At 47.1% G+C, this 20193-nt stretch carries 19 protein-coding genes and 1 other annotated feature; of the genes, 17 read left to right on the top strand and 2 right to left on the bottom strand.

The window, feature by feature from the left end; genetic code table 11:
- Positions 1 to 5 precede the first annotated feature (5 nt).
- The 6 genes from M3M35_RS01500 to dprA are packed head-to-tail and all read left to right on the top strand — an operon-like array spanning position 6 to position 4217.
- Positions 6 to 956: a thymidylate synthase gene (locus M3M35_RS01500; protein WP_252750262.1), complete on the top strand. Its 951-nt coding sequence runs from the start codon at positions 6 to 8 to the stop codon at positions 954 to 956.
- Between the two features lie 12 nt (positions 957 to 968).
- Positions 969 to 1481 (top strand): dihydrofolate reductase, encoded by a 513-nt coding sequence (locus M3M35_RS01495; protein WP_252750261.1) that lies wholly within the window; start codon positions 969 to 971, stop codon positions 1479 to 1481.
- Positions 1462 to 1683 (top strand): YozE family protein, encoded by a 222-nt coding sequence (locus M3M35_RS01490; protein WP_252750260.1) that lies wholly within the window; start codon positions 1462 to 1464, stop codon positions 1681 to 1683. Before M3M35_RS01495 ends, M3M35_RS01490 begins: the two co-directional genes overlap by 20 nt.
- 10 nt (positions 1684 to 1693) lie before the next feature.
- Positions 1694 to 2557 carry a ribosome biogenesis GTPase YlqF gene (gene ylqF / locus M3M35_RS01485; RefSeq protein ID WP_252750259.1) on the top strand — a complete coding sequence of 288 codons (864 nt, stop codon included), beginning with the start codon at positions 1694 to 1696 and terminating at the stop codon, positions 2555 to 2557.
- Positions 2547 to 3308, top strand: a complete 762-nt coding sequence (locus M3M35_RS01480; protein ID WP_252750258.1) for a ribonuclease HII — start codon at positions 2547 to 2549, stop codon at positions 3306 to 3308. The genes ylqF and M3M35_RS01480 overlap by 11 nt, the downstream gene beginning before the upstream one ends.
- 30 nt (positions 3309 to 3338) lie before the next feature.
- Complete coding sequence (dprA, locus tag M3M35_RS01475) at positions 3339 to 4217, top strand: DNA-processing protein DprA (protein ID WP_252750257.1); 879 nt, start codon at positions 3339 to 3341, stop codon at positions 4215 to 4217.
- A gap of 52 nt (positions 4218 to 4269) precedes the next feature.
- On the opposite strand, the gene M3M35_RS01470 is transcribed toward dprA, so the two are convergent.
- The gene (locus tag M3M35_RS01470) at positions 4270 to 5181 is read right to left on the bottom strand and encodes a hypothetical protein (protein ID WP_252750256.1); all 912 of its coding nucleotides are present in this window, start codon (positions 5179 to 5181) and stop codon (positions 4270 to 4272) included.
- Between the two features lie 225 nt (positions 5182 to 5406).
- Between M3M35_RS01470 and M3M35_RS01465 the strand changes: the two genes are divergently transcribed.
- From M3M35_RS01465 to M3M35_RS01450, 4 genes are all read left to right on the top strand, one after another.
- Positions 5407 to 5721: a hypothetical protein gene (locus M3M35_RS01465; protein WP_252750255.1), complete on the top strand. Its 315-nt coding sequence runs from the start codon at positions 5407 to 5409 to the stop codon at positions 5719 to 5721.
- Positions 5722 to 5902: 181 nt separating this feature from the next.
- Positions 5903 to 8020, top strand: a complete 2118-nt coding sequence (topA, locus tag M3M35_RS01460) for a type I DNA topoisomerase (protein ID WP_252750254.1) — start codon at positions 5903 to 5905, stop codon at positions 8018 to 8020.
- Positions 8021 to 8073: 53 nt separating this feature from the next.
- Positions 8074 to 8994 carry a tyrosine recombinase XerC gene (locus M3M35_RS01455; RefSeq protein ID WP_252750253.1) on the top strand — a complete coding sequence of 307 codons (921 nt, stop codon included), beginning with the start codon at positions 8074 to 8076 and terminating at the stop codon, positions 8992 to 8994.
- Between the two features lie 118 nt (positions 8995 to 9112).
- Positions 9113 to 9988, top strand: a complete 876-nt coding sequence (locus M3M35_RS01450; protein WP_252750252.1) for an aldose 1-epimerase family protein — start codon at positions 9113 to 9115, stop codon at positions 9986 to 9988.
- A 74-nt stretch (positions 9989 to 10062) separates the two neighbouring features.
- Here M3M35_RS01450 and plsY read toward each other — a convergent pair whose 3' ends face one another.
- Positions 10063 to 10695: a glycerol-3-phosphate 1-O-acyltransferase PlsY gene (plsY, locus tag M3M35_RS01445; RefSeq protein WP_252750251.1), complete on the bottom strand. Its 633-nt coding sequence runs from the start codon at positions 10693 to 10695 to the stop codon at positions 10063 to 10065.
- 148 nt (positions 10696 to 10843) lie between these two features.
- Between plsY and parE the strand changes: the two genes are divergently transcribed.
- From parE to M3M35_RS01410, 7 genes are all read left to right on the top strand, one after another.
- On the top strand, positions 10844 to 12805 hold the full coding sequence (gene parE, locus M3M35_RS01440) for a DNA topoisomerase IV subunit B (protein ID WP_252750250.1): 1962 nt from the start codon (positions 10844 to 10846) through the stop codon (positions 12803 to 12805).
- 56 nt (positions 12806 to 12861) lie between these two features.
- Positions 12862 to 15267: a DNA topoisomerase IV subunit A gene (parC, locus tag M3M35_RS01435; protein ID WP_252750666.1), complete on the top strand. Its 2406-nt coding sequence runs from the start codon at positions 12862 to 12864 to the stop codon at positions 15265 to 15267.
- Between the two features lie 65 nt (positions 15268 to 15332).
- A complete protein-coding gene (locus M3M35_RS01430; RefSeq protein ID WP_252750249.1) occupies positions 15333 to 16274 on the top strand; it encodes a manganese-dependent inorganic pyrophosphatase in 942 nt (313 codons plus the stop codon).
- 122 nt (positions 16275 to 16396) lie between these two features.
- Entirely contained in the window at positions 16397 to 16846 is a 450-nt protein-coding gene (gene msrB, locus M3M35_RS01425; protein ID WP_252750248.1) for a peptide-methionine (R)-S-oxide reductase MsrB, read from the top strand.
- A complete protein-coding gene (gene msrA / locus M3M35_RS01420) occupies positions 16843 to 17367 on the top strand; it encodes a peptide-methionine (S)-S-oxide reductase MsrA (protein ID WP_252750247.1) in 525 nt (174 codons plus the stop codon). Before msrB ends, msrA begins: the two co-directional genes overlap by 4 nt.
- Positions 17368 to 17491: 124 nt before the next feature.
- A complete protein-coding gene (locus M3M35_RS01415; RefSeq protein WP_252750246.1) occupies positions 17492 to 18313 on the top strand; it encodes a class I SAM-dependent methyltransferase in 822 nt (273 codons plus the stop codon).
- 108 nt (positions 18314 to 18421) lie between these two features.
- Positions 18422 to 18654, top strand: a binding site (T-box leader).
- Positions 18655 to 18719: 65 nt separating this feature from the next.
- Entirely contained in the window at positions 18720 to 20180 is a 1461-nt protein-coding gene (locus M3M35_RS01410) for an ABC transporter substrate-binding protein/permease (protein ID WP_420842385.1), read from the top strand.
- The last annotated feature ends 13 nt before the right edge of the window (positions 20181 to 20193 follow it).

The raw sequence follows: 20193 nt of genomic DNA, 5'->3' as shown, positions 1-20193 counted from the left end.
ATGGCATGTTAGAAGAGCAATATTTGAAGTTAGCGCGGTTTGTGCTCGAAAACGGACAACCGAAGGGTGATCGCACGGGCACCGGGACGTTAAGTACCTTTGGGTATCAAATGCGCTTTAACCTGGCGGAAGGGTTCCCCTTGCTGACCACCAAGAGCGTTCCCTTTCGGCTGATTAAAAGCGAGTTATTGTGGTTTTTGCGCGGTGATACAAACATTCGGTATTTACTGCAACATAATAACCACATCTGGGACGAATGGGCCTTTAAAAACTGGGTTGAATCCGCGGAATACCAGGGACCGGACATGACCGACTTTGGCTTACGGTCACAAACTGATCCAGAGTTTAAAGCAGCGTATCTGCAGCAAAAAGAGTGGTTTTGTCAACAAATCTTAGCGGATGCGGACTTTGCAGCGCGGTACGGCGACCTCGGGTTGGTCTACGGGAGTCAATGGCGGAGTTGGCAAACTACCAATGGCCAAACCGTTGATCAAATCCAAAAGGTGATTGACCAAATTAAAACGAATCCGAACTCGCGGCGGTTAATTGTATCAGCTTGGAATCCCGGAGATGTTGATGAGGTGGCCTTACCTCCGTGTCACACGTTGTTTCAATTTTATGTAAACGACGGCAAACTGAGTTGCCAGTTGTACCAACGTAGTGGAGACATCTTTTTAGGGGTTCCGTTTAACATCGCCAGCTACGCCTTACTGACGAGTTTGATTGCGAAGGAATGTGGCTTAGTTCCAGGTGAATTCATTCATACCTTGGGAGACGCCCACATTTACCAAAACCACATTGAACAGGTCAAGACCCAGTTAGCGCGCACTCCATATCCAGCGCCGACCCTGTGGTTAAATCCGGCTAAAAATAGTATTTTTGACTATGATATTGATGACATTCAAATCCAACATTACCAGCACCACCCACGGATTAAAGGGGCGGTGGCCGTTTAGGAGGCAAGACGCATGTTAGCATTTATTTGGGCAGAGGCTCAAAACCAGATAATTGGCAACCAAGGAACGTTACCGTGGCATCTGCCAGATGACATGCACTTTTTTAAGGAGCAGACGACGGGCCATCCCATTTTAGCGGGGAGTAAAACCTATGCCAGTTTTGGGCGCCCGTTACCACACCGGCAAAATCTGGTGTTAACCCACCAACCAGCCACTAATTTTCCGGCAGAAGTGCAAGTTTTTCACACCCCTGCTAGCTTTTTGCAATATGCAAAAGAGCACGATGATGAGCTGATCTTTGTGGTCGGGGGCAGTCAAATTTTTCGGTTATTGCTCCCTGAAGTTACTTGGTTGTATCGTACAGTTATTGCCGCAGACGTCGCTGGAGATACCAGGATGCCTCCGATTGACTACCACCAGTTCACGCTAGTTCAGGAACGACCTGGAGCCACGCCGGCCGAGTATCCGCACCACTTTGAAATTTGGCAGCGAAAAGAGGATGAAGATGCGAAAAAGTTTTTATGAATATTTGATGACAGAACGGAATCCAGCCAGTCATACCGCGCTCGCTGAGTTTGCAAATAATGCTTTCTTTGACCAAAGTTTTCCCAAACACACCGATAATTTTGATGAAATTTCAAAGTACCTGGAGGAAAATGCGGGGTATTTGCCAACCTTAACGATTTTTGATGATGCCTGGCAGAAATATTTAGCTTACCTAGATTAAGGAGTCGGTCATGCAAAGTAACATTCAATGGTTCCCGGGGCACATGGCCAAGGCCATTCGCCAGTTTGAAGCGAACATTAAACTAGTTGATGTGGTGTTTGAGTTGGTCGACGCCCGGATTCCGTTTACGTCCATTAACCCAGAAGTTAGTAGAATTAGTCAGGGAAAACCCCGTCTAATGATCTTAACCAAGGCAGATTTAGCCGACCCGAAGCTAACTCAACAGTGGTTACGTTTCTTTCGGGCGCAGGGTCTGGCCGCGCTTGCAGTTGATGCCAAGTTGACCGGCGTGCAGAAAAAAATTGAAAAAGCCGCACGGACCCTTCTGACGACTAAATTAGCGGCTCAAAGTGAGCGCGGCATGGAACGCCAAACCATCAAAGCGATTTGCGTGGGGGTGCCTAACGTCGGGAAGTCAACGCTCCTCAATCAATTAGTCCAAAAACGATCTGCGCCAGTTGGGAATCGACCAGGGGTGACGAAGGGGCAACAGTGGTTAACCGGCAACGGGCACCTGGAGTTGTTAGATACCCCTGGAATTTTATGGCCGAAGTTTCAGAACCAAACGGTGGCTGAAAAACTGGCTCTTACGGGCGCCATTCGGGATAGTGCTTACCATAGCGATGACGTAGCCCTGTTTGCACTCCAGTTTTTTCGGGCGACTAATCCAGAGGCCCTGCAGGAGCGTTATCATCTGCAAGCGCGCGATTTAGAATTACCCGCTCCGGAATTATTGTTGCTGATTACGGCTAATTTAGGCATGCGGGATGATTACGAACGCGCGTCGGACCGCATGATTACCGATGTGCGGAAGGGGAAATTAGGTCGGTTTACCTTAGATGATCCACAGGACGTCGTGACTGATGAACATTAAAGAACTAACGGCCCAATTAGCGCAGGTAACTAGCCCGACTGATCCGCTACTAACGGCCTACCAAACGGATCCGCGCAAGGGGGTGCAACGCTTGTTACGACAGACGACCAAGCGCCTGGAACGAGACCAGCGGCGTTTTGAAGCTTTTCAACAGCGCTTGCAACAAGAACGCACGCTTTGGCAACAGGGAATTGCGCACGTAGCGGGGGTCGATGAAGTGGGGCGGGGACCGCTTGCTGGACCGGTGGTGGTGGGGGCGGTGATTTTACCGCCGACCTTTAACCTGCCCACCGTGAATGATTCCAAGCAACTATCAGATCACGAGCGTCGGCGCCTTGTGCCCCTCATTAAACAAGCCGCGGTTGCATACAGTCTCGTGAGCGTCAGTCCGGCCATCATTGACCAAATTAACATCTATGAGGCGAGTCGACTGGGGATGAAGCAGGCCGTCGAACGCTTAACCTGTCAGCCGGACCATCTACTAGTTGATGCGATGGTAATTGAGACGAAGATCCCCCAGACAAAGTTAATCAAGGGAGATGCCAAATCGGCCAGTATTGCCGCGGCCAGCATCTTGGCCAAAGTCTATCGGGATGATTTGATGATTCAATATGATCAGCAATATCCAGAATATGGCTTTGCCCACAATGATGGGTATGGTACCAAGGAACACCTGCAGGCTTTACGCCAGTACGGAGCAACCCCCCTCCACCGGCAAAGTTTTGCCCCCGTCCGTGATTTGGGCCACTAATTTCGTATCTCTTAAAAAAGGGAGAATACGATGGATAAACGAGATTTTTTACTACGGATTAAACTCTGCCCCGGGATTGGGCTTAAAGGTGAAAGTGTAATCTACAAGTGGCTACAGCAAGAACCCCATTTTGAACGCTATTCTTTGGCTGGTTTATTACAACCACTAGCTGCTTTGTTACGCGAGCACCGGTTGAAGGTGACACCGTTCGTTCAAAACTTTTTAACGGCAGCATTAACCGAACAGGTGCAGCGGAATCAGGCGGGCGGCTGGCTTACCATTTTAGACGCCGCCTATCCCCAGCAGTTACGGGAGATTTTTCTGCCACCTTTGGTGCTTTTTTATGCGGGGGACCTTGAGCTAATCCGACAAACCCCGGTATTAGGCATTGTCGGGTCCAGAAACTGTTCCGTCTATGCGATTAAATCGTTGAAACGGACGGTAACGGCTCCGGTAGTGCAACGCTATGTGATTGTTTCCGGACTAGCAACCGGGGTTGATACGTTAGGCCATCAGTTGGCCCTGGCGCACCGCGGTCGAACCGTAGCGGTGCTTGGAACGGGTCTGGACCATTTTTATCCAGCCCCCAACCGGGAACTACAGCACACTCTAGCCCACACGCAGTTAGTGGTGACCGAGTATCCATTAGGCGTGGGACCACGACGGTACCAATTTGTTGAACGGAATCGCATTATTGCCGGACTTTGTCAGAAGTTACTGGTGGTCGAAGCCCGCCAGAAATCCGGCAGTCTGATTACGGCCAGCCTCGCCCTGCAGGCCAATCGGGATGTTCTGGCCATCCCCGGTAACATCAACAGTCAGCTTTCGTTAGGAGCGAATGAATTGATTGCAGCGGGAGCCCAACCATGTCTTGATACACAGGATTTACTGGGGCGGGTCGTTATTTAACTGAAGTAATTAAAAAATCGGATTTCTACCGTAGGTGGTAGGAATCCGATTTTTATGTGCGTGAGGACGTGATCAGTCGTACAACTTCCAGTTGCCCGGTTTTAAAGTTTTTGATGTAGGGGCGCAAAAAGTGGATCCGAATTTGGAAGTAGGGAACCCGGTTGGCGGTGACTTGATTGCGAGGAAGTAAAAAGACGTGGTCAGTTTCAGTAAAGTCATTGGCGGTTGGGCTAGTGCTTGGCGTGCGTCCCTTTAGGTACCGTTCGTTTAATTTAATTAGGAAAAAGGAATCCTGATCATTTCCAACGATGCAGTACTTTTGCCCGGCGACTTCTACCTGGGGCAGATAGGTGTTTGGAAAAAAGAGTCGTTTCATAAGGGGGACGATGAGGCGAAACACGATGTAAAAGGAACCCAAGAAGAACAAGATGGCCACGCAAACCAGGAGAATAAAGATCAAGGCGACCAAACTAAAGCCCAGCACACTCGGTAACCGGAGCAATACAGGGGTACTGGCGGGCAGCAGGAGCAAAAATAAGTCTAGGAGGGCATAAGCATAGCAGTAATTAAAGGCGGGAATGAAAATAATGGACGTAAAGAAGACGAAGAGAAAGGTCACGTCCTGTTTATGGTAGATGACGTTAATTAACTTAATTGGATTGTTGAGCGAAACGTGATGAGTTTCTGAATTTTTATAGTTATTATAAAATCTAAGGATGGAAATAATCGGCGTGAGGACCGCAAAAATGGAAAGCAGGGTAAAGGAATTATTAAAAATTAACTGAAAAAGATGCTGCAGGTTCGTCTCCAGAAACTTGAAGGGATTGGGAGGCGTGTACTGGCCACTAAAATCCCCGTAGATGATGATGAAATACGGAATGATCATTAACGCCATGATCAAGACCTTATACAAAAACAGAAGTTGATCAAAGGGGGCCTGTTGTTTAAACTTTTCTAGAATCATGGGGAATCTCCTAACGTGATGCCATTTTCCAGTTTACGGACAGTAGCCTGCCGACAAACTGGAATTAGCAAGCGGATGGACGCTTCTTTGTACTACCTTTTAGGCGACCTAATTGTCTTAGTGTAATGAATTAGGCACAATCCTTCAACCAAATCTTGTAACGAAATTAGAAAAGACGTGTATAATAAAAAGTAGAAGTGACTAATAGATAAAGGAGCAGTGAGTATGTTTAACTTTCTTAGTAGCGTTAACTCATTAGAGTTCTTCGCAGTTGCCAACGTCATTTTATGGATTATTACGGCCCTCTTGTGGGGAATCGATCGGTTAATGAAAAAACCAGCCTATAAAATTGCTTGGGCCGATTGTGGTCAAATCGTTTGTTTTATTGACGCCGTGATTTTAGTTTTCAGTATCCTATTCTATGGAATCGTTGTAACCCTCGGGATGTACATTCCGGATGTAATGTTACTGTTGATTTTCATCTTCGTTCTGGTCGCCGCCTTTATGGGAGGCGTTATCTGGAAATTTTTGGATAAATAAGCACAGTCGGATTTAGACTTTGGTTACAATGAGGCTCTTCCAGTAGTGGAAGGGCCTTTTTGATGGGTTTAATTTGACACCCAGAAAAAATTGCAATATGCTTTGTTAGAAATTCATTGCGCTGTACCTGCGATGATTACGTACATAATATATGTAGAAAAGTGACGAGGGATAGAATTTAATGGCCACCAAAACAACAACAAAAAAGCAACCAACTAAGCGGAAACGCAGTGCAACGAAAAAGAAGTTAGTGATTGTCGAATCGCCAGCCAAGGCGAAAACGATTGGTAAGTATCTCGGACGGACCTATAACGTAATTGCCAGTAAGGGTCACATTCGTGATTTACCGAAAAGTCGTATGGGAATTGAGATTGAAAACGAATTTACCCCGGAATACATTTCGATTCGGGGTAAGGGTGATACAATCAAGAGCCTCAAGTCCGAAGCGAAAAAAGCGAAGGAAGTTTTTCTGGCTTCTGACCCGGACCGGGAAGGAGAAGCGATTGCCTGGCACGTTGCCCACATTCTAAATTTAGATGTGAACGACTATAACCGAGTGACCTTTAACGAAATTACTAAAGAAACGGTCAAGGATGCTTTTAAGCACCCGCGGACCATTGATATGAACCTCGTTAACGCCCAACAAGCCCGGCGAATCATCGACCGGTTGGTGGGGTATTCGATCTCACCAATTTTGTGGAAAAAAGTGAAGAAGGGGTTGAGTGCCGGCCGGGTTCAATCGGTGGCGCTCTGGATTATCATTCAGCGCGAACGTGCCATCCAAAAATTCCAACCAGAAGAATACTGGACGATTGATTCGGTCTTTAAGAAGGGGCGTTCCAAGTTTAAGGCCAGTTTTTACGGATTAGACGGCAAGAAAACTAACCTAAAGGATAACGCAGCTGTCCAGTCCGTCTTAAAGCGGTTGGATCCAAAGGCCGACTTTACCATTGCGGACGTTAAAAAGCGGGAAAAGAAACGGCAACCCCCACGGCCGTTTACGACTAGTACACTGCAACAGGATGCAAATAAAAAGCTCCGGTTTCGAACGGGGCGTACGATGATGGCGGCCCAGCAACTGTATGAAGGGATTAACATTGGCAAGGAAGGAAGCCAGGGGTTAATTACCTACATGCGAACCGATTCAACCCGAATTTCTTCCGGAGCTAAGCACGAAGCCGCGGCCTTTTTGCATGAACATTATGGCGCGGAATACGCCGCCAACCACCCGCAAAAGGGAAAATTACCTGAAGGAGCACAGGATGCCCATGAGGCGGTTCGACCGACCTCGGTCTTACGGACGCCGCAGAGCATTGAGAAGTATTTAACCAAAGATCAGTATAAGTTATACAATCTGATTTGGTGTCGCTTTGTAGCGAGTCAGATGACGCCCGCCGTTGTGGATACCCAAACGGTAACGATTGACCAAAATGGGGTTAATTACCGGGCAAACGGCTCGAAGCTGAAGTTTGAAGGTTACTTAAAGGTTTACGCCGCGGGAAAGGAAAAGGATAACATCCTTCCAAGCTTAGAAACTGGTGATGCGGTTCAGATGGTTAGCAACCAACCGGATCAACACTTCACACAACCGCCAGCACGGTACACCGAAGCAGCGCTCATTAAAACGTTGGAAGAAAACGGAGTGGGCCGGCCATCTACGTACGCTCCAACGTTGATGACGATTCAAAAGCGGTACTACGTGAAGCTTGAAGCCCGTCGGTTTGTGCCAACGGAACTGGGTGAGATCGTCAATAAACTGATTGAAGAGTACTTTCCAGACATCGTGAACGTTGACTTTACGGCGGATATTGAAGGACAACTGGATGAGATTGAAGAAGCCAAACGGAAATGGGTAGCGGTCGTAAATGATTTCTACCAACCATTTTCCAAAGAGGTTACCCATGCCGAAAAAGAAATGGAATCCGTTCAGATTAAAGAACCCTTAGCGGGCTTTAACTGTGATATTTGTGGGGCTCCGATGGTCGAAAAGATGGGTAAATACGGGAAGTTCTTTGCGTGCTCCCGGTTCCCAGACTGTCGCAATACGCAAACCATCGTTAAAGAGATTGGGGTTACTTGTCCGAAGTGTCACAAGGGCCAAGTGATTGAACGGAAAACCAAGAAAAAACGGACGTTTTATGGTTGTTCGCGCTACCCAGAGTGTGACTTTGTCTCTTGGGACAAGCCAATTGGCCGTGATTGTCCGAAATGTCACCACTTCCTGGTCAACAAGAAGGTGCGCGGGGGTTGGCAGGTGCTCTGTCCGCAGGGTGATTACGAAGAAACTATCATTAAGTAACCAAGAGACCGTTCTCATGCGAACGGTCTTTTTTCGAAATGAGGAGGATGACAATGGCAACGAAGCAAACTGATCAGCAATTGCTAACCCTGTTTGAACGGTACTTAGTAAACGAGCGCCAGTATTCACCGTTAACGGTGCGGGCCTACCACGATGATTTATTGCAATTTCAGCACTTTTTACAGTCAACTGGGCCACAGGTTCACCTGACCAAGGTCGAACCGTTTGACGTGGAGGTTTTTTTGAGTGAACTTCATGATCGTGGTGACGCTACGAATACGATTGCTCGCAAGGTTTCGGCCCTTAGTTCGTTTTATAATTTTCTCGTTAACAACCAACTTGCCAGCGAAAATCCATTTCGGTACGTGCAAATTAAGCATCATCACCAACATTTACCCCGTTTTTTTTACGATCGGGAACTGGAGCAGCTATTTAAAACGGCAAAAGCGAATCCGAAGCCGGAACTAGCCCAACGGAACCTCGTGATTTTGGAGGTTCTGTATGGGACGGGAATTCGGGTGAGTGAGTGTGCTAATTTACAGTTACAGCAACTGGACTTAGAAAATCAGATGATGTTAGTTCACGGAAAGGGCGACAAGGATCGGTACCTCCCGTTTGGCCGGTACGCCCATGACGCCATTAGTACGTATCTGGACCAGGGGCGCCGCACGTTAATGGAAAGGCAGCATCAGCACCATGAAACTCTGTTGGTGGACTACCACGGACGACCGTTAACGGTGCGGGGAATTGAATATGCCCTGACCCAAATCATGCAACGCAGTGGCCTAAATAGTAGCATTCACCCCCACATGTTGCGCCATTCCTTTGCAACCCAACTCTTAAATAATGGGGCTGATTTACGGACGGTCCAGGAATTGCTTGGGCACAGTAACCTGGCGACCACCCAAATTTATACCCACGTAACGAAGGAAAAGCTCTTGCAGAATTACCAGCAGTTTTTTAAGCGTGATTAATTCATGAAAGATAATCCTTTTTAATTCGCCCCAGTTATTATAAAATTGAACTAACTATCTCCAAAATGGGAACGACTTGGTCACAAGTGGACCAATTAATGACACGGGAGCGATAATCATGACTGTTGTATTACAAAATGACCAATTAACGATCAAGATTAATGAACTCGGTGCCGAGCTCGTGTCGGTTACTCGAGCTGGACACGAATACATGTGGAACGCTGATCCAAAGCACTGGAAGCGCCACGCCCCCCTTTTATTTCCAATCGTTGGGAAGTTAAAACAGGACCAGTACCGTTACCAAGGACAAACTTACCACATGCCCCAACACGGTTTTGCGCGTGACCAACCCTTTCAAGTGGTTAGTCAGGTTGCTGATCAAGCGGTTTTCTTGCTGGAAGCAAATGATGAAACGCTCCAAATGTACCCGTTTAACTTCTCATTGTTTGTAAGTTACACCTTACGCCATGAACGGGTTGAAGTGCAGCTGACGGTGATGAATACAAGTGAAGCTGGCGACCAACTACGTTTTGCAATTGGCGCGCATCCGGGCTTTCAAGTTCCGCTAACCACTGGCGAACCGTCCGCGACTTTAACCGTTGCTCCGGCGGAACCCTACCGCAAAATTCAACTAGGGACGGACGGACTAACCACGACGGAACACGAAACCACGGAGTTTGAAAAGCCGGTGGCAGTGACCCATGACTTGTTTCAAGGCGACGCCAAAATCATTGACGTTCAACTAAATCCCAAAACGGAACTAACGCTTCAAGCCGCGGATCAAACGTGGGGAGTATCTGTGACCGGGGAATTAAACGATTACTTCGGGATCTGGTCGACGTATCCCACCGTTTCTAACTTTGTTTGTTTGGAGCCGTGGTGGGGGATTGCCGATTCTGAAACGGTAACCGGAGACTTAGAAACCAAGCCCGGAATGCGGACGTTAGCCACCGGGGCAAAGAAAACGTTTGAATACCAACTGAAATTTTTCTAACTAAAAAGGACCTTTGTAATCACGTTCGTTGTCCAAAAGCGACGCTGATTAGAAAAGTCCTTTTTAGTCTGCAATTAATGTTTCTGGTGGGCACTTCGATATTCGCGGTACCAGTAGTAAAGCCCAAAGGGGAGAATGTTTTCGGTTCCATTCCAAATTTTTTTGATATTATTACGATGCCGGTATAAAGTAAAGATAGTCAACACACCCGCAACGACCTGAAGCGCGACATCGTTCGTCGTAAAGGAAACCAAAAAGATGATGATAAAGCCCAAGATACTACCCAGGCTCATCATGCTGGTGACAAAGACACAGGTGAAGGCGGTGGCAGCGGCCAAGAGAAAGAAACTAAAGTTGTAGGCCATCAACATTCCCGCGCTGGTGGCAACCGCTTTGCCTCCCCGAAAGTGATCAAAAATGGAAAAGGTATGACCAAGGACGGCCATAATTCCAAAGATGAGTGGGTACCAGGAGTGGATGCCTAGTTGCATTGGCAACCAGGTTGCGAACCACCCCTTGCCAATGTCTAAAAGCATGACGATCGTGCCGGCCACTGGCCCTAAGACGCGTAAGGTATTCGTGGCACCGATATTTTTGGAGCCATGGCGTCGAATGTCAACGTGAAAAAAGAGTTTTCCAATCCAAATGCCGTTGGGAATGGACCCGAGCAGATAGGCAAATATTAAAAGAAGTACAATCTTAACCATTTTTCCTCCTACTTTGTAAAAACTAACATTCGTTATTTTAGCATTTATTTTCAAATTAAAACAGGTCGGCAGCGCTTCTGATGCTGGCCGAGTTGCAATTGGCGTTAAATCGGTTATGATGAATATGGAAAAAAAGGAGTAATTGACGATGACGAATAAGAAGGACAACCAAACTTATGATGCGAATTCCATCCAGGTCTTACACGGGCTAGAAGCCGTCCGCAAGCGCCCTGGGATGTACATCGGCTCCACCGATAGTCGGGGTCTTCATCACTTGGTTTATGAAATTGTTGACAACGCGGTTGATGAAGCCATTGCTGGTTACGGAGATGCGATTAATGTCACAATTAACGCGGATAATAGTATTACCGTACAAGACCACGGACGGGGCATGCCCGTTGACATGCATGCTTCTGGTAAACCGACTCCAGAAGTAATCTTAACGGTCCTACACGCGGGGGGAAAATTTGGCCAGGGGGGCTATAAAACCTCAGGGGGACTGCACGGTGTGGGGTCTAGCGTTGTTAACGCTCTTTCAACCAGTTTGACGGTCCGGATTGTCCGTGATCATACGTTGTACCAGGAAGAGTTTGCCGACGGTGGTAATCCGGTCGGGACGCTCACCAAGCTGGGCAAAACCACGGAACCCAACGGCACCACGATCACCTTTCAGCCTGATCCAACCATTTTTACGACGGTAGTCTATAACTTTGATACCCTAGCTACGCGCCTGCGGGAAGCCGCCTTTTTACTGAAAGGCGTCAAAATTACGCTAACCGATCAGCGGGCGGGTCAGGAACGGAAAGAAGTTTACCAATTTGACGAAGGCATTAAAGAGTTTGTTGCGTATTTAAATGAAAGTAAGAGTACGCTTGGTCCGGTCATGGACTTTGATACCAGCAAGGATGGCATCGAAGTCGAGGTCGCTGCTCAGTATAACGATGGGTACACGGAAACCATGATTTCCTTTGTCAATAACGTTCGCACGAACGATGGGGGAACCCATGAAGCTGGATTCCGGAGTGGTTGGACCAAGGCGATGAACGAATACGCGCGTAAGGTTGGGTTGCTAAAGGACAAGGATAAAAACCTGGACGGGAGCGACGTGCGGGAGGGACTAACCGCCGTTATTTCGCTCCGCGTGCCCGAAGCAGAACTGCAGTTTGAAGGGCAAACTAAGGGTAAATTAGGGACCCCGGTCGCCCGCTCGATTGTTGATAGTGTAATTACGGAACAGTTACTGTACTTCCTAATGGAAAACGGCGACTTTGCCAATACGTTAATTCAAAAAGCACTACGGGCCCGTAAAGCCCGCGAAGCTGCTAAAAAAGCTCGGGATGAAAGTCGCAAGGGCAAGAAAAAGAAGAAGAGTGAACGGCTTCTCTCAGGAAAGCTGACTCCCGCCCAGTCGAAAGATGCCAGTAAGAATGAACTCTTCTTAGTCGAAGGGGATTCCGCTGGAGGTTCAGCTAAACAAGGCCGGGATCGCAAGCACCAGGCAATTCTCCCGTTACGGGGAAAGGTCTTAAATACCGAAAAAGCCAGTGTAACTGATATTTTGAAAAACGAAGAAATCAGTACGATTATGTACACTGTCGGTGCCGGCATGGGAGCGGATTTTTCCCTCGCCGATGCCAACTACGATAAGATTATCATCATGACGGATGCCGATGATGATGGAGCCCACATTCAAATCCTTCTGCTGACGTTCTTCTATAAGTACATGCGGCCAATGATTGAAGCCGGCCGCGTTTACGTGGCCTTGCCTCCCCTATATAAATTACAGTTTGGTAAGGGGAAGCACCAAAAGGTAGAATACGCTTGGACAAATGAGGAACTGGAACAGGACCGCCAGGATTTTCCCCAGGGAATGACGTTACAACGGTTCAAAGGACTGGGAGAAATGAATGCGGACCAACTTTGGGAAACCACGATGGATCCTGAGCACCGCACCTTGATTCGGGTTGAGATTGATGATGCGGCGCTTGCTGAAAAACAAGTGTCGACGCTCATGGGAACCAAGGTGGAACCCCGGCGCAATTGGATTGAAAGTAACGTACAGTTCACCCTTGAAGACGAGGGTAGTATCTTAGATAAGACGCTAGAGTAGGAGGAACGCCAGTGGCAAAACACGCAGAAATTAAGAACCTGTCATTAGCTGCCGTGATGGATGAACGCTTCAGCCGGTACTCCAAAGCCATCATCCAAGAACGAGCCCTGCCCGATGTTCGTGATGGGTTAAAGCCCGTCCAACGTCGGATTTTGTATTCGATGAACAAGGACGGGAATACATACGATAAGGGGTTCCGGAAGTCGGCAAAATCAGTCGGAAACGTCATGGGTAACTTTCATCCGCACGGGGATAGTTCGATTTACGATGCGATGGTCCGGATGAGTCAAGCTTGGAAACTCCGAACCCCGTTGATTGATATGCACGGGAATAACGGGTCAATGGATGGGGATCCGCCGGCCGCCATGCGGTATACGGAGGCGCGGTTGAGTAAGATTGCGGGCGAAATGCTTCGTGATATTGATAAAGAGACCGTGGACTGGGTGTTGAACTTTGATGACACCGAATCAGAACCAACCGTTTTACCGGCCCGAATTCCAAACTTACTGGTAAACGGAGCAACCGGGATTTCCGCGGGATACGCCACGGAGATTCCCCCCCACAATTTAAGTGAAGTGATTGACGCCCTAATTTATTTGCAGGCTCATCCGACCGCGACTCTGGACCAACTGATGCAGTTTATCCAGGGACCAGATTTTCCAACCGGCGGAATTGTTCAAGGCCTGGATGGAATTAAGCAGGCCTATGAAACGGGCCACGGGCGCATTGTCATCCGGTCGCGGAGTACGATCAGTGAGATGCGGGGAGGAAAGCAGTTAGTCCAAATTACGGAGATTCCGTATGAGGTTAATAAGGCCCAACTGGTTAAACAAATCGATGAGATTCGCTTGAATAAAAAAATCGAGGGAATTGCTGAGGTGCGGGATGATTCGGACCGTTCCGGACTCTTGATCTCACTAGAATTAAAGCGGAATGCAGACCAGCGGGGGATCTTGAATTATTTGTATAAAAATACAGATTTACAGATTTCCTATAACTTTAACGTGGTGGCCATTAAGGACATGCGGCCGGAACGGTTGTCTCTAAAGACGATTTTAACGACTTACCTGGCTTACCAGCGGGAAGTGTTGACGAACCGAACCCAGTTTGACCTGCAAAAAGCCCAAGCACGCCAGCACATTGTTTTAGGTTTAATTAAAGCCCTATCGATTTTAGACCAGGTCATTAAAACCATTCGTGCCAGTGAGAACCGTAAGGCAGCGCGGGATAACTTAGTGGAAACGTATGCCTTTACAACCAAGCAGGCGGATGCAATTGTTGCGTTACAACTCTACCGGTTGACGAATACCGACGTGACCAAGTTGAAACACGAAAATGCCGATTTGGCGGCCAAAATTGCAGAATTTCAAACTATCCTGGCGAATCCACAGGAATTAGATCGGGTGCTAAAGCAGGAGTTATTGGCAATTGCTCAGGAATATCAAACGCCCCGCCGCTCGACGATCCAATCAGAAATTGAAAGCTTGAACGTCAGCAAGCAGGTAACCGTTCCGGACGAACAGGTGATGGTCATGGTTTCCAAGGATGGCTACTTGAAGCGCACGAGTTTACGTTCCTATAATGCCACGGAATTAACTGACAACGGTCTCAAAGAAGCAGATCACCCCGTCTTTATTCAACAGTTAAGCACCCGGGATTCCATTTACATTTTTACCGACGGTGGAAACTGGATCTACCGCCCGGTTCACGAAATTATGGATGCCAAGTGGAAAGATACCGGAGAACACATTTCGCAGTTAACGGGCTTAAATTCCACGGAAAAAGTAATTCAGGTCCAGGCTTTTAATGCATTAGAACAGCCTGGTCACTTTGTAATTGCAACCCGTGCGGGGCACATTAAGCAGGTGGAAGTTAGTAAGTTACAGCCTAGTCGGACGTACCGGAGTCGGGCGATGACGTACGTTAACCTGAAGGATGAACTGGACGAAGTCGTAAACGTAACCTACCGGGAAGCTGATGATCACCGAAATGTCCTGATTATGACCGAACAGGGCCTGGGGGTCCGCTATGCCATTACAGAAGTAGCAGTTAACGGCCCGCGGACTGTCGGGGTCCAGGCGATTAAGCTCTCGGATACCGATCGGGTCATTAACATGCAGTTAGTGGACGAAACTGATCAAGTGGCGATGGTGTTTCAAAACGGCAACTTCAAGAAAATGGCAGTTGCAGAAATCCCACTAACTGCCCGGTCCCGCAAGGGCATCAAAGTTTTACGGGATTTAAAGACGAAAGCCAACAAATTAGCCAGTTTCATTCGAATCAATCCAGAAGAAACTGTCCTGCGGGTTTATACGAACACCCGTCAGGCCGAGGATATTCTCTTGGCTGATTATCATAGTGCATCGCGGACCTCGAATGGTTCCAACCAGGTGAACGTTAAAACAAAGGGGACGCCCGTGCAGTTGGAACATCTGGTGTTGGATACTCCGGCAGCAGAGTAACTTCAGCTTGAAACCACAAAATATGGTAAAGTAAAGGTATTAAATGAAGTAAAGGAGATTTTTTCATGACAAAGGAATTAGTTTTTGGCCACCAAAATCCAGATACAGATGCAATCGCAGCTGCAGTTGCGTTGGCGTACCTCGAAAAACAAGATGGCTATGAAACAGAAGCTGTGGCACTTGGACCGGTGAATCCGGAAACCCAATTTGTCTTAGACTACTTTGGCGTTCAAGCTCCCCGGGTGGTTGACCATGCCCAACCAGAAACTGATCGGGTAATGTTGGTTGACCACAATGAACCCCAACAAAGTATTTCAGACATTGCCGAGTTAACGGTAACGCACGTGGTGGATCACCACCGAATTAGTGGTTTTAATACCGCGCAACCCCTCTATTACCGGGCTGCTCCTTATGGTTGTTGTTCCACCATCATCACCCAAATGTACTCTGAAGAAGGAGTTACGATTCCAAAGGAAATTGCCGGCTTGATGATGTCAGCCATTATTTCGGATACTTTATTGTTAAAATCACCGACAACAACGGATGTTGATTGGGATGCCTTACAAGCCCTTGCAGAGATCGCCGGCGTCGATAACTACGAAGACTACGGGATTCAAATGCTCAAAGCGGGAACAAACGTTGCAGCCAAATCAGACCAGGAACTGATTGATAGCGACGCTAAATCCTTTGTTTTGGGTGGCAAGAATGTCCGGATTGACCAAATCAATGTAGTTGATCTAGCTGACGTCAATGAGCGGCTCGCGGAAATCAAAACGGCGATGAAAACGGAAGCCGACGCGGAAAACTATGATTTGTTCTTAGTGTTAGTAACGAACGTGTTAACTAGCAATTCGGAATTAATCGTCGTGGGAGAACCTAAAGACGTGGTTGCGGCAGCATTTGGTAACCAATTTGATGAAAATGATGTAATGCAACTTCCGGGCGTAGTTTCGCGGAAGAAGCAAGTCGTCCCACCACTTACAGAACAATTAGAACCAACTAAATAAACCTAAAAATTAGTCAGTCCTGCTAATCGGGATTGACTATTTTTTAGTTGTGAGCAATATAGTTGCATTTAATTTTCATATCATTAGAATAAAGAACAGTAATAAACAAGGAGGAATTTGTAATGAATAAAGATGAATTGAAACAGAAGTTAACCCCAGAAGAATATGCGGTTACTCAAGAAGCAGCTACGGAACCAGCCTTTACTGGTAAGTATGACCAGTTCTTCAAAAAAGGAATCTACGTGGACATTGTCAGTGGTGAACCATTGTTTAGTTCCGCAGATAAGTATGACTCCGGCTGTGGTTGGCCCGCTTTCACTAAGCCCATCAAAAAGGAAAACATCAAGAGTAAAACGGATACTTCCTTTGGGATGATTCGTGAAGAAGTGGAAAGTTCTGATGCTGGTTCCCACCTCGGCCACGTATTCCCAGATGGTCCAGCTGACAAAGGGGGACTCCGGTACTGCATTAACTCAGCTTCCCTCAAGTTCATTCCTTATGACGAAATGGATGCTGCTGGGTACGGAGAATACAAGCAACAAGTTGACGAAAATGGAGGTCCAAACGCATGAAAAAAGAAGATACGGCAATTTTTGCCGGTGGATGTTTCTGGTGCATGGTACGCCCGTTTGAAGAAACTCCCGGTATTATTTCGGTAGTATCAGGGTACACGGGGGGACACGTTCCGAACCCAACCTACGAACAGGTTTGCAGTCACACAACGGGACACACGGAAGCCGTTGAAATCACCTTTGATCCAAGTGTGATTTCATACAAGGACCTAGTTGAGATTTATTGGCGGCAAACGGATCCCACTGACGCCATGGGCCAATTTCAAGATCGCGGTGACAGTTACCGGCCGGTGATCTTCGTGAACAGTCCGGAACAACGTAAGGTTGCGGAAGCTTCGAAGAAAGAATTGGAAGAGTCTGGAAAGTTTGATGCTCCAATTGTGACTAAAATTGAACCAGCTCAACCATTTTATCCCGCCGAAGATTACCATCAGGATTTCTACAAAAAGAACCCATTGCGGGCTCAAATTGAAGAAATGGGTGGCCGTGAACAATTTATTAAAGAACACTGGTCTAAATAGTTAGTTTATAAAGGATTGCTCCTAGAGCAATCCTTTTTTATTACTTTAGTTTTTAGATTTGAATCATTGGTAAAAAAGAACTACACTGAAAGCGGATTTGAAATCTAAAAATGAGGCGATAACAATGTTAAGTACCAAAGGGTTAAATTTAACGATGTTGGCGATTCCGTGTGCTAAAAGTCAGCAATTGCACGATCCACAAGCAACAAAATTGATTGCGAATTTTGATAATCCGGGAAAGTTTCAAAAGGACTGCGATACTGTTTATGATGACTTTTTAAACCGTGAAGTGGTAGTTCGGCATCGATATTTTACCCATTTTCTGGAGCAAAAGCAGGATCTGTACGAGCAGGTTTTAATTCTAGGGGTTGGACTCGATACCAAACCCGACATGCTTCCATGCTTAAAAAATAAGGCAGTGTATGGCTGTGATTTAGCTGTTACTGACATTCAAAACATTTATCAGGCAACTGGGGTCCACACTCGCACTAAGTTGGTGGCGTGTGATCTCGAAACCGGAATGAACCAGCAGTTTTTAACCAGGTTACAAGCACGGGGGTTCTCGCTCACGAAACCAACCCTGGTGCTGTGGGAAGGGGGAACTTTTTTTCTACCACCAGAAGCAGTTGTTCATGACCTCAGCTTTTTAAACCAGCAGCTTAACCTAGTTGGCTTATTAGTTGATTACATGAGTAGTGCGGTCTTTAATCCGCCCCGTCACGAAAAAGCCCGTCGGCAACTAGAACTGGTCGCTAAAATCGGGTTTCCTTGGAAGTCATTTTTTACGCCCGCGGAGATTAAACAATTGGAGCACAAGCTGGGGTTCACCGAGATTAACGTGACGGCGCATGGCGAAATTGAGCAACGGGTCTTTGGCAATGTTAAACTCGATAAGGACATTGTGTATCTAAATGCAGCCTTCAAGCCCGCTGCCGGCACCAATTAATTAACATTCATCACGATCATTCGATCTTAATTGAGAAAAAACCGAATTAAAATTAAAAAAAGGGTTGCATTATTTTCAATTCATGCTATCATGAATAAAAATTACAAAAACAAAGCGTTAGTTAGGAAGTAGTAAGCTAAGTGGGACCATCCCAGTGAGATGTTGGTTGGTGCAAAACATCACGGAACCGCTTAGCTGAACGTCACCTAATTGCTGTATGCGATTGCAAACCATACTGGGTGCTCCCATTATCGAGCCAACGATTCGAAGCTGGATCGGGAGAGGTGCTAACGCGTTAGTTAGCATAATAAAGGTGGTACCGCGTACAAGGCGTCCTTTAGTCAAGTTAATTGACTAAGGGGCGCCTTTTTTTGTTGGCGTAATTTAAAGTTTAGAAATTGGAGGAATGGTGATGCAGAAACAGTGGCTTAAATGGTTCGTAGTGGGAATGCTGGTGTTTGTCGGAGCTAGCATCTGTAGCCGTTCCGTGCACGCGGACGATTCGCTACAACGAGTGAAGGAGAAAGGGGTCTTAACGGTCGCTACTTCTCCTGATTATCCCCCGTTTGAATTTCAAGTGAATCAGCACGGCCACGCGAAGGACGTTGGGATGGATATCGAACTGGCCAAGCAAATTGCTCGTGATTTAGGAGTGCGGTTACAAGTGAAAAACATGGATTTTAACGCCTTGTTAGTCGCAATTCAAACGGGCAAGGCCGACCTGGCGATTGGGGGCATTAATCCCACTCCCGCCCGGCAGCAAAATGCCGATTTTTCCCAAATTTATTACTACGGCGGAGAATCCTTTCTCGTTAATCGCGCCGATGCAGGGAAACTTAACCGCCAAAGTGCTTTAAAGGGTTTAAAGGTTGGGACGCAAACGGGGACGATGCAAGAACGACTCGCCAAGCAGAAATTAAAGGGCACCCACGTAGTCACGATGGATAAAGCGACGGACCTGATCCTAGCGTTAAAAACGCATAAGGTTGATGCGGTTGGAGTAGAAACCCCCGTTGCCAAAGCGTACGTAGAAAACGATCCCGAGTTAAAGGACTTTAAAGCTGCTTACCAGTTGAATCCCAAGGATACTGGTTCTGCAGTTGCCCTTCCTAAGGGAGCGACCACGTTACAAACCGCGGTGAACCACTCAATTCAAACGGCCAAAACCGACCATTTATTTCCGAAATATTTAAAGACCGCCGGAAAGTACATGCAGGTTAATACGGCCAACACCTCGATGTGGCACTACTGGAAGTATTTCTTAGCAGGGTTAAAGGAAACGCTCCTCATTTCGGTTTGTGCCGTATTAGGTGGAATCGGATTGGGAGTAATCCTGGCACTGATGCGCTTAAGTTCCTTGAAATGGCTTAGTTGGCCGGCCCTTAGTTATGTAGAAGTCGTTCGGGGTACCCCGATGATGGTGCAGGTCTTACTGGTGTACTTCGGCTTAGGGGTCTTCATCAACATCCCTGCGTTACCAGCTGGGATCATTGCCGTGACCCTGAACAGTGCTGCCTACGTTAGTGAAATCATCCGGGGTGGAATCAATTCGGTGGCAAAGGGTCAAGGAGAAGCCACACGAAGTTTAGGACTAACGAAAGCCGATGCCCTCCGGTTTGTTATCTTACCCCAGGCCTTTAAAAACATTTGGCCGGCGCTTGGTAACGAATTTATCTCGGTCATTAAAGAAAGTTCAATCGTGTCAATTATCGGGGTTACTGATCTAGTTTATGAACTAAACGTGGTCCGAGCCGATACCTACCGAGGGGTGGCTCCGATTGTGGTCGTGATGGTGATTTACTTCGTCCTGACCTTTACACTCACACGGTTACTAAATTATTGGGAAAAGAAAATGAAGCATACTTAAATTAACCAGCAGG

Source organism: Fructilactobacillus myrtifloralis (assembly GCF_024029335.1).
Taxonomy (GTDB): Bacteria; Bacillota; Bacilli; order Lactobacillales; family Lactobacillaceae; genus Fructilactobacillus; species Fructilactobacillus myrtifloralis.
Note: the sequence above shows the minus strand (reverse complement) of the source record. Positions and strands in the feature narration are given on the sequence as shown.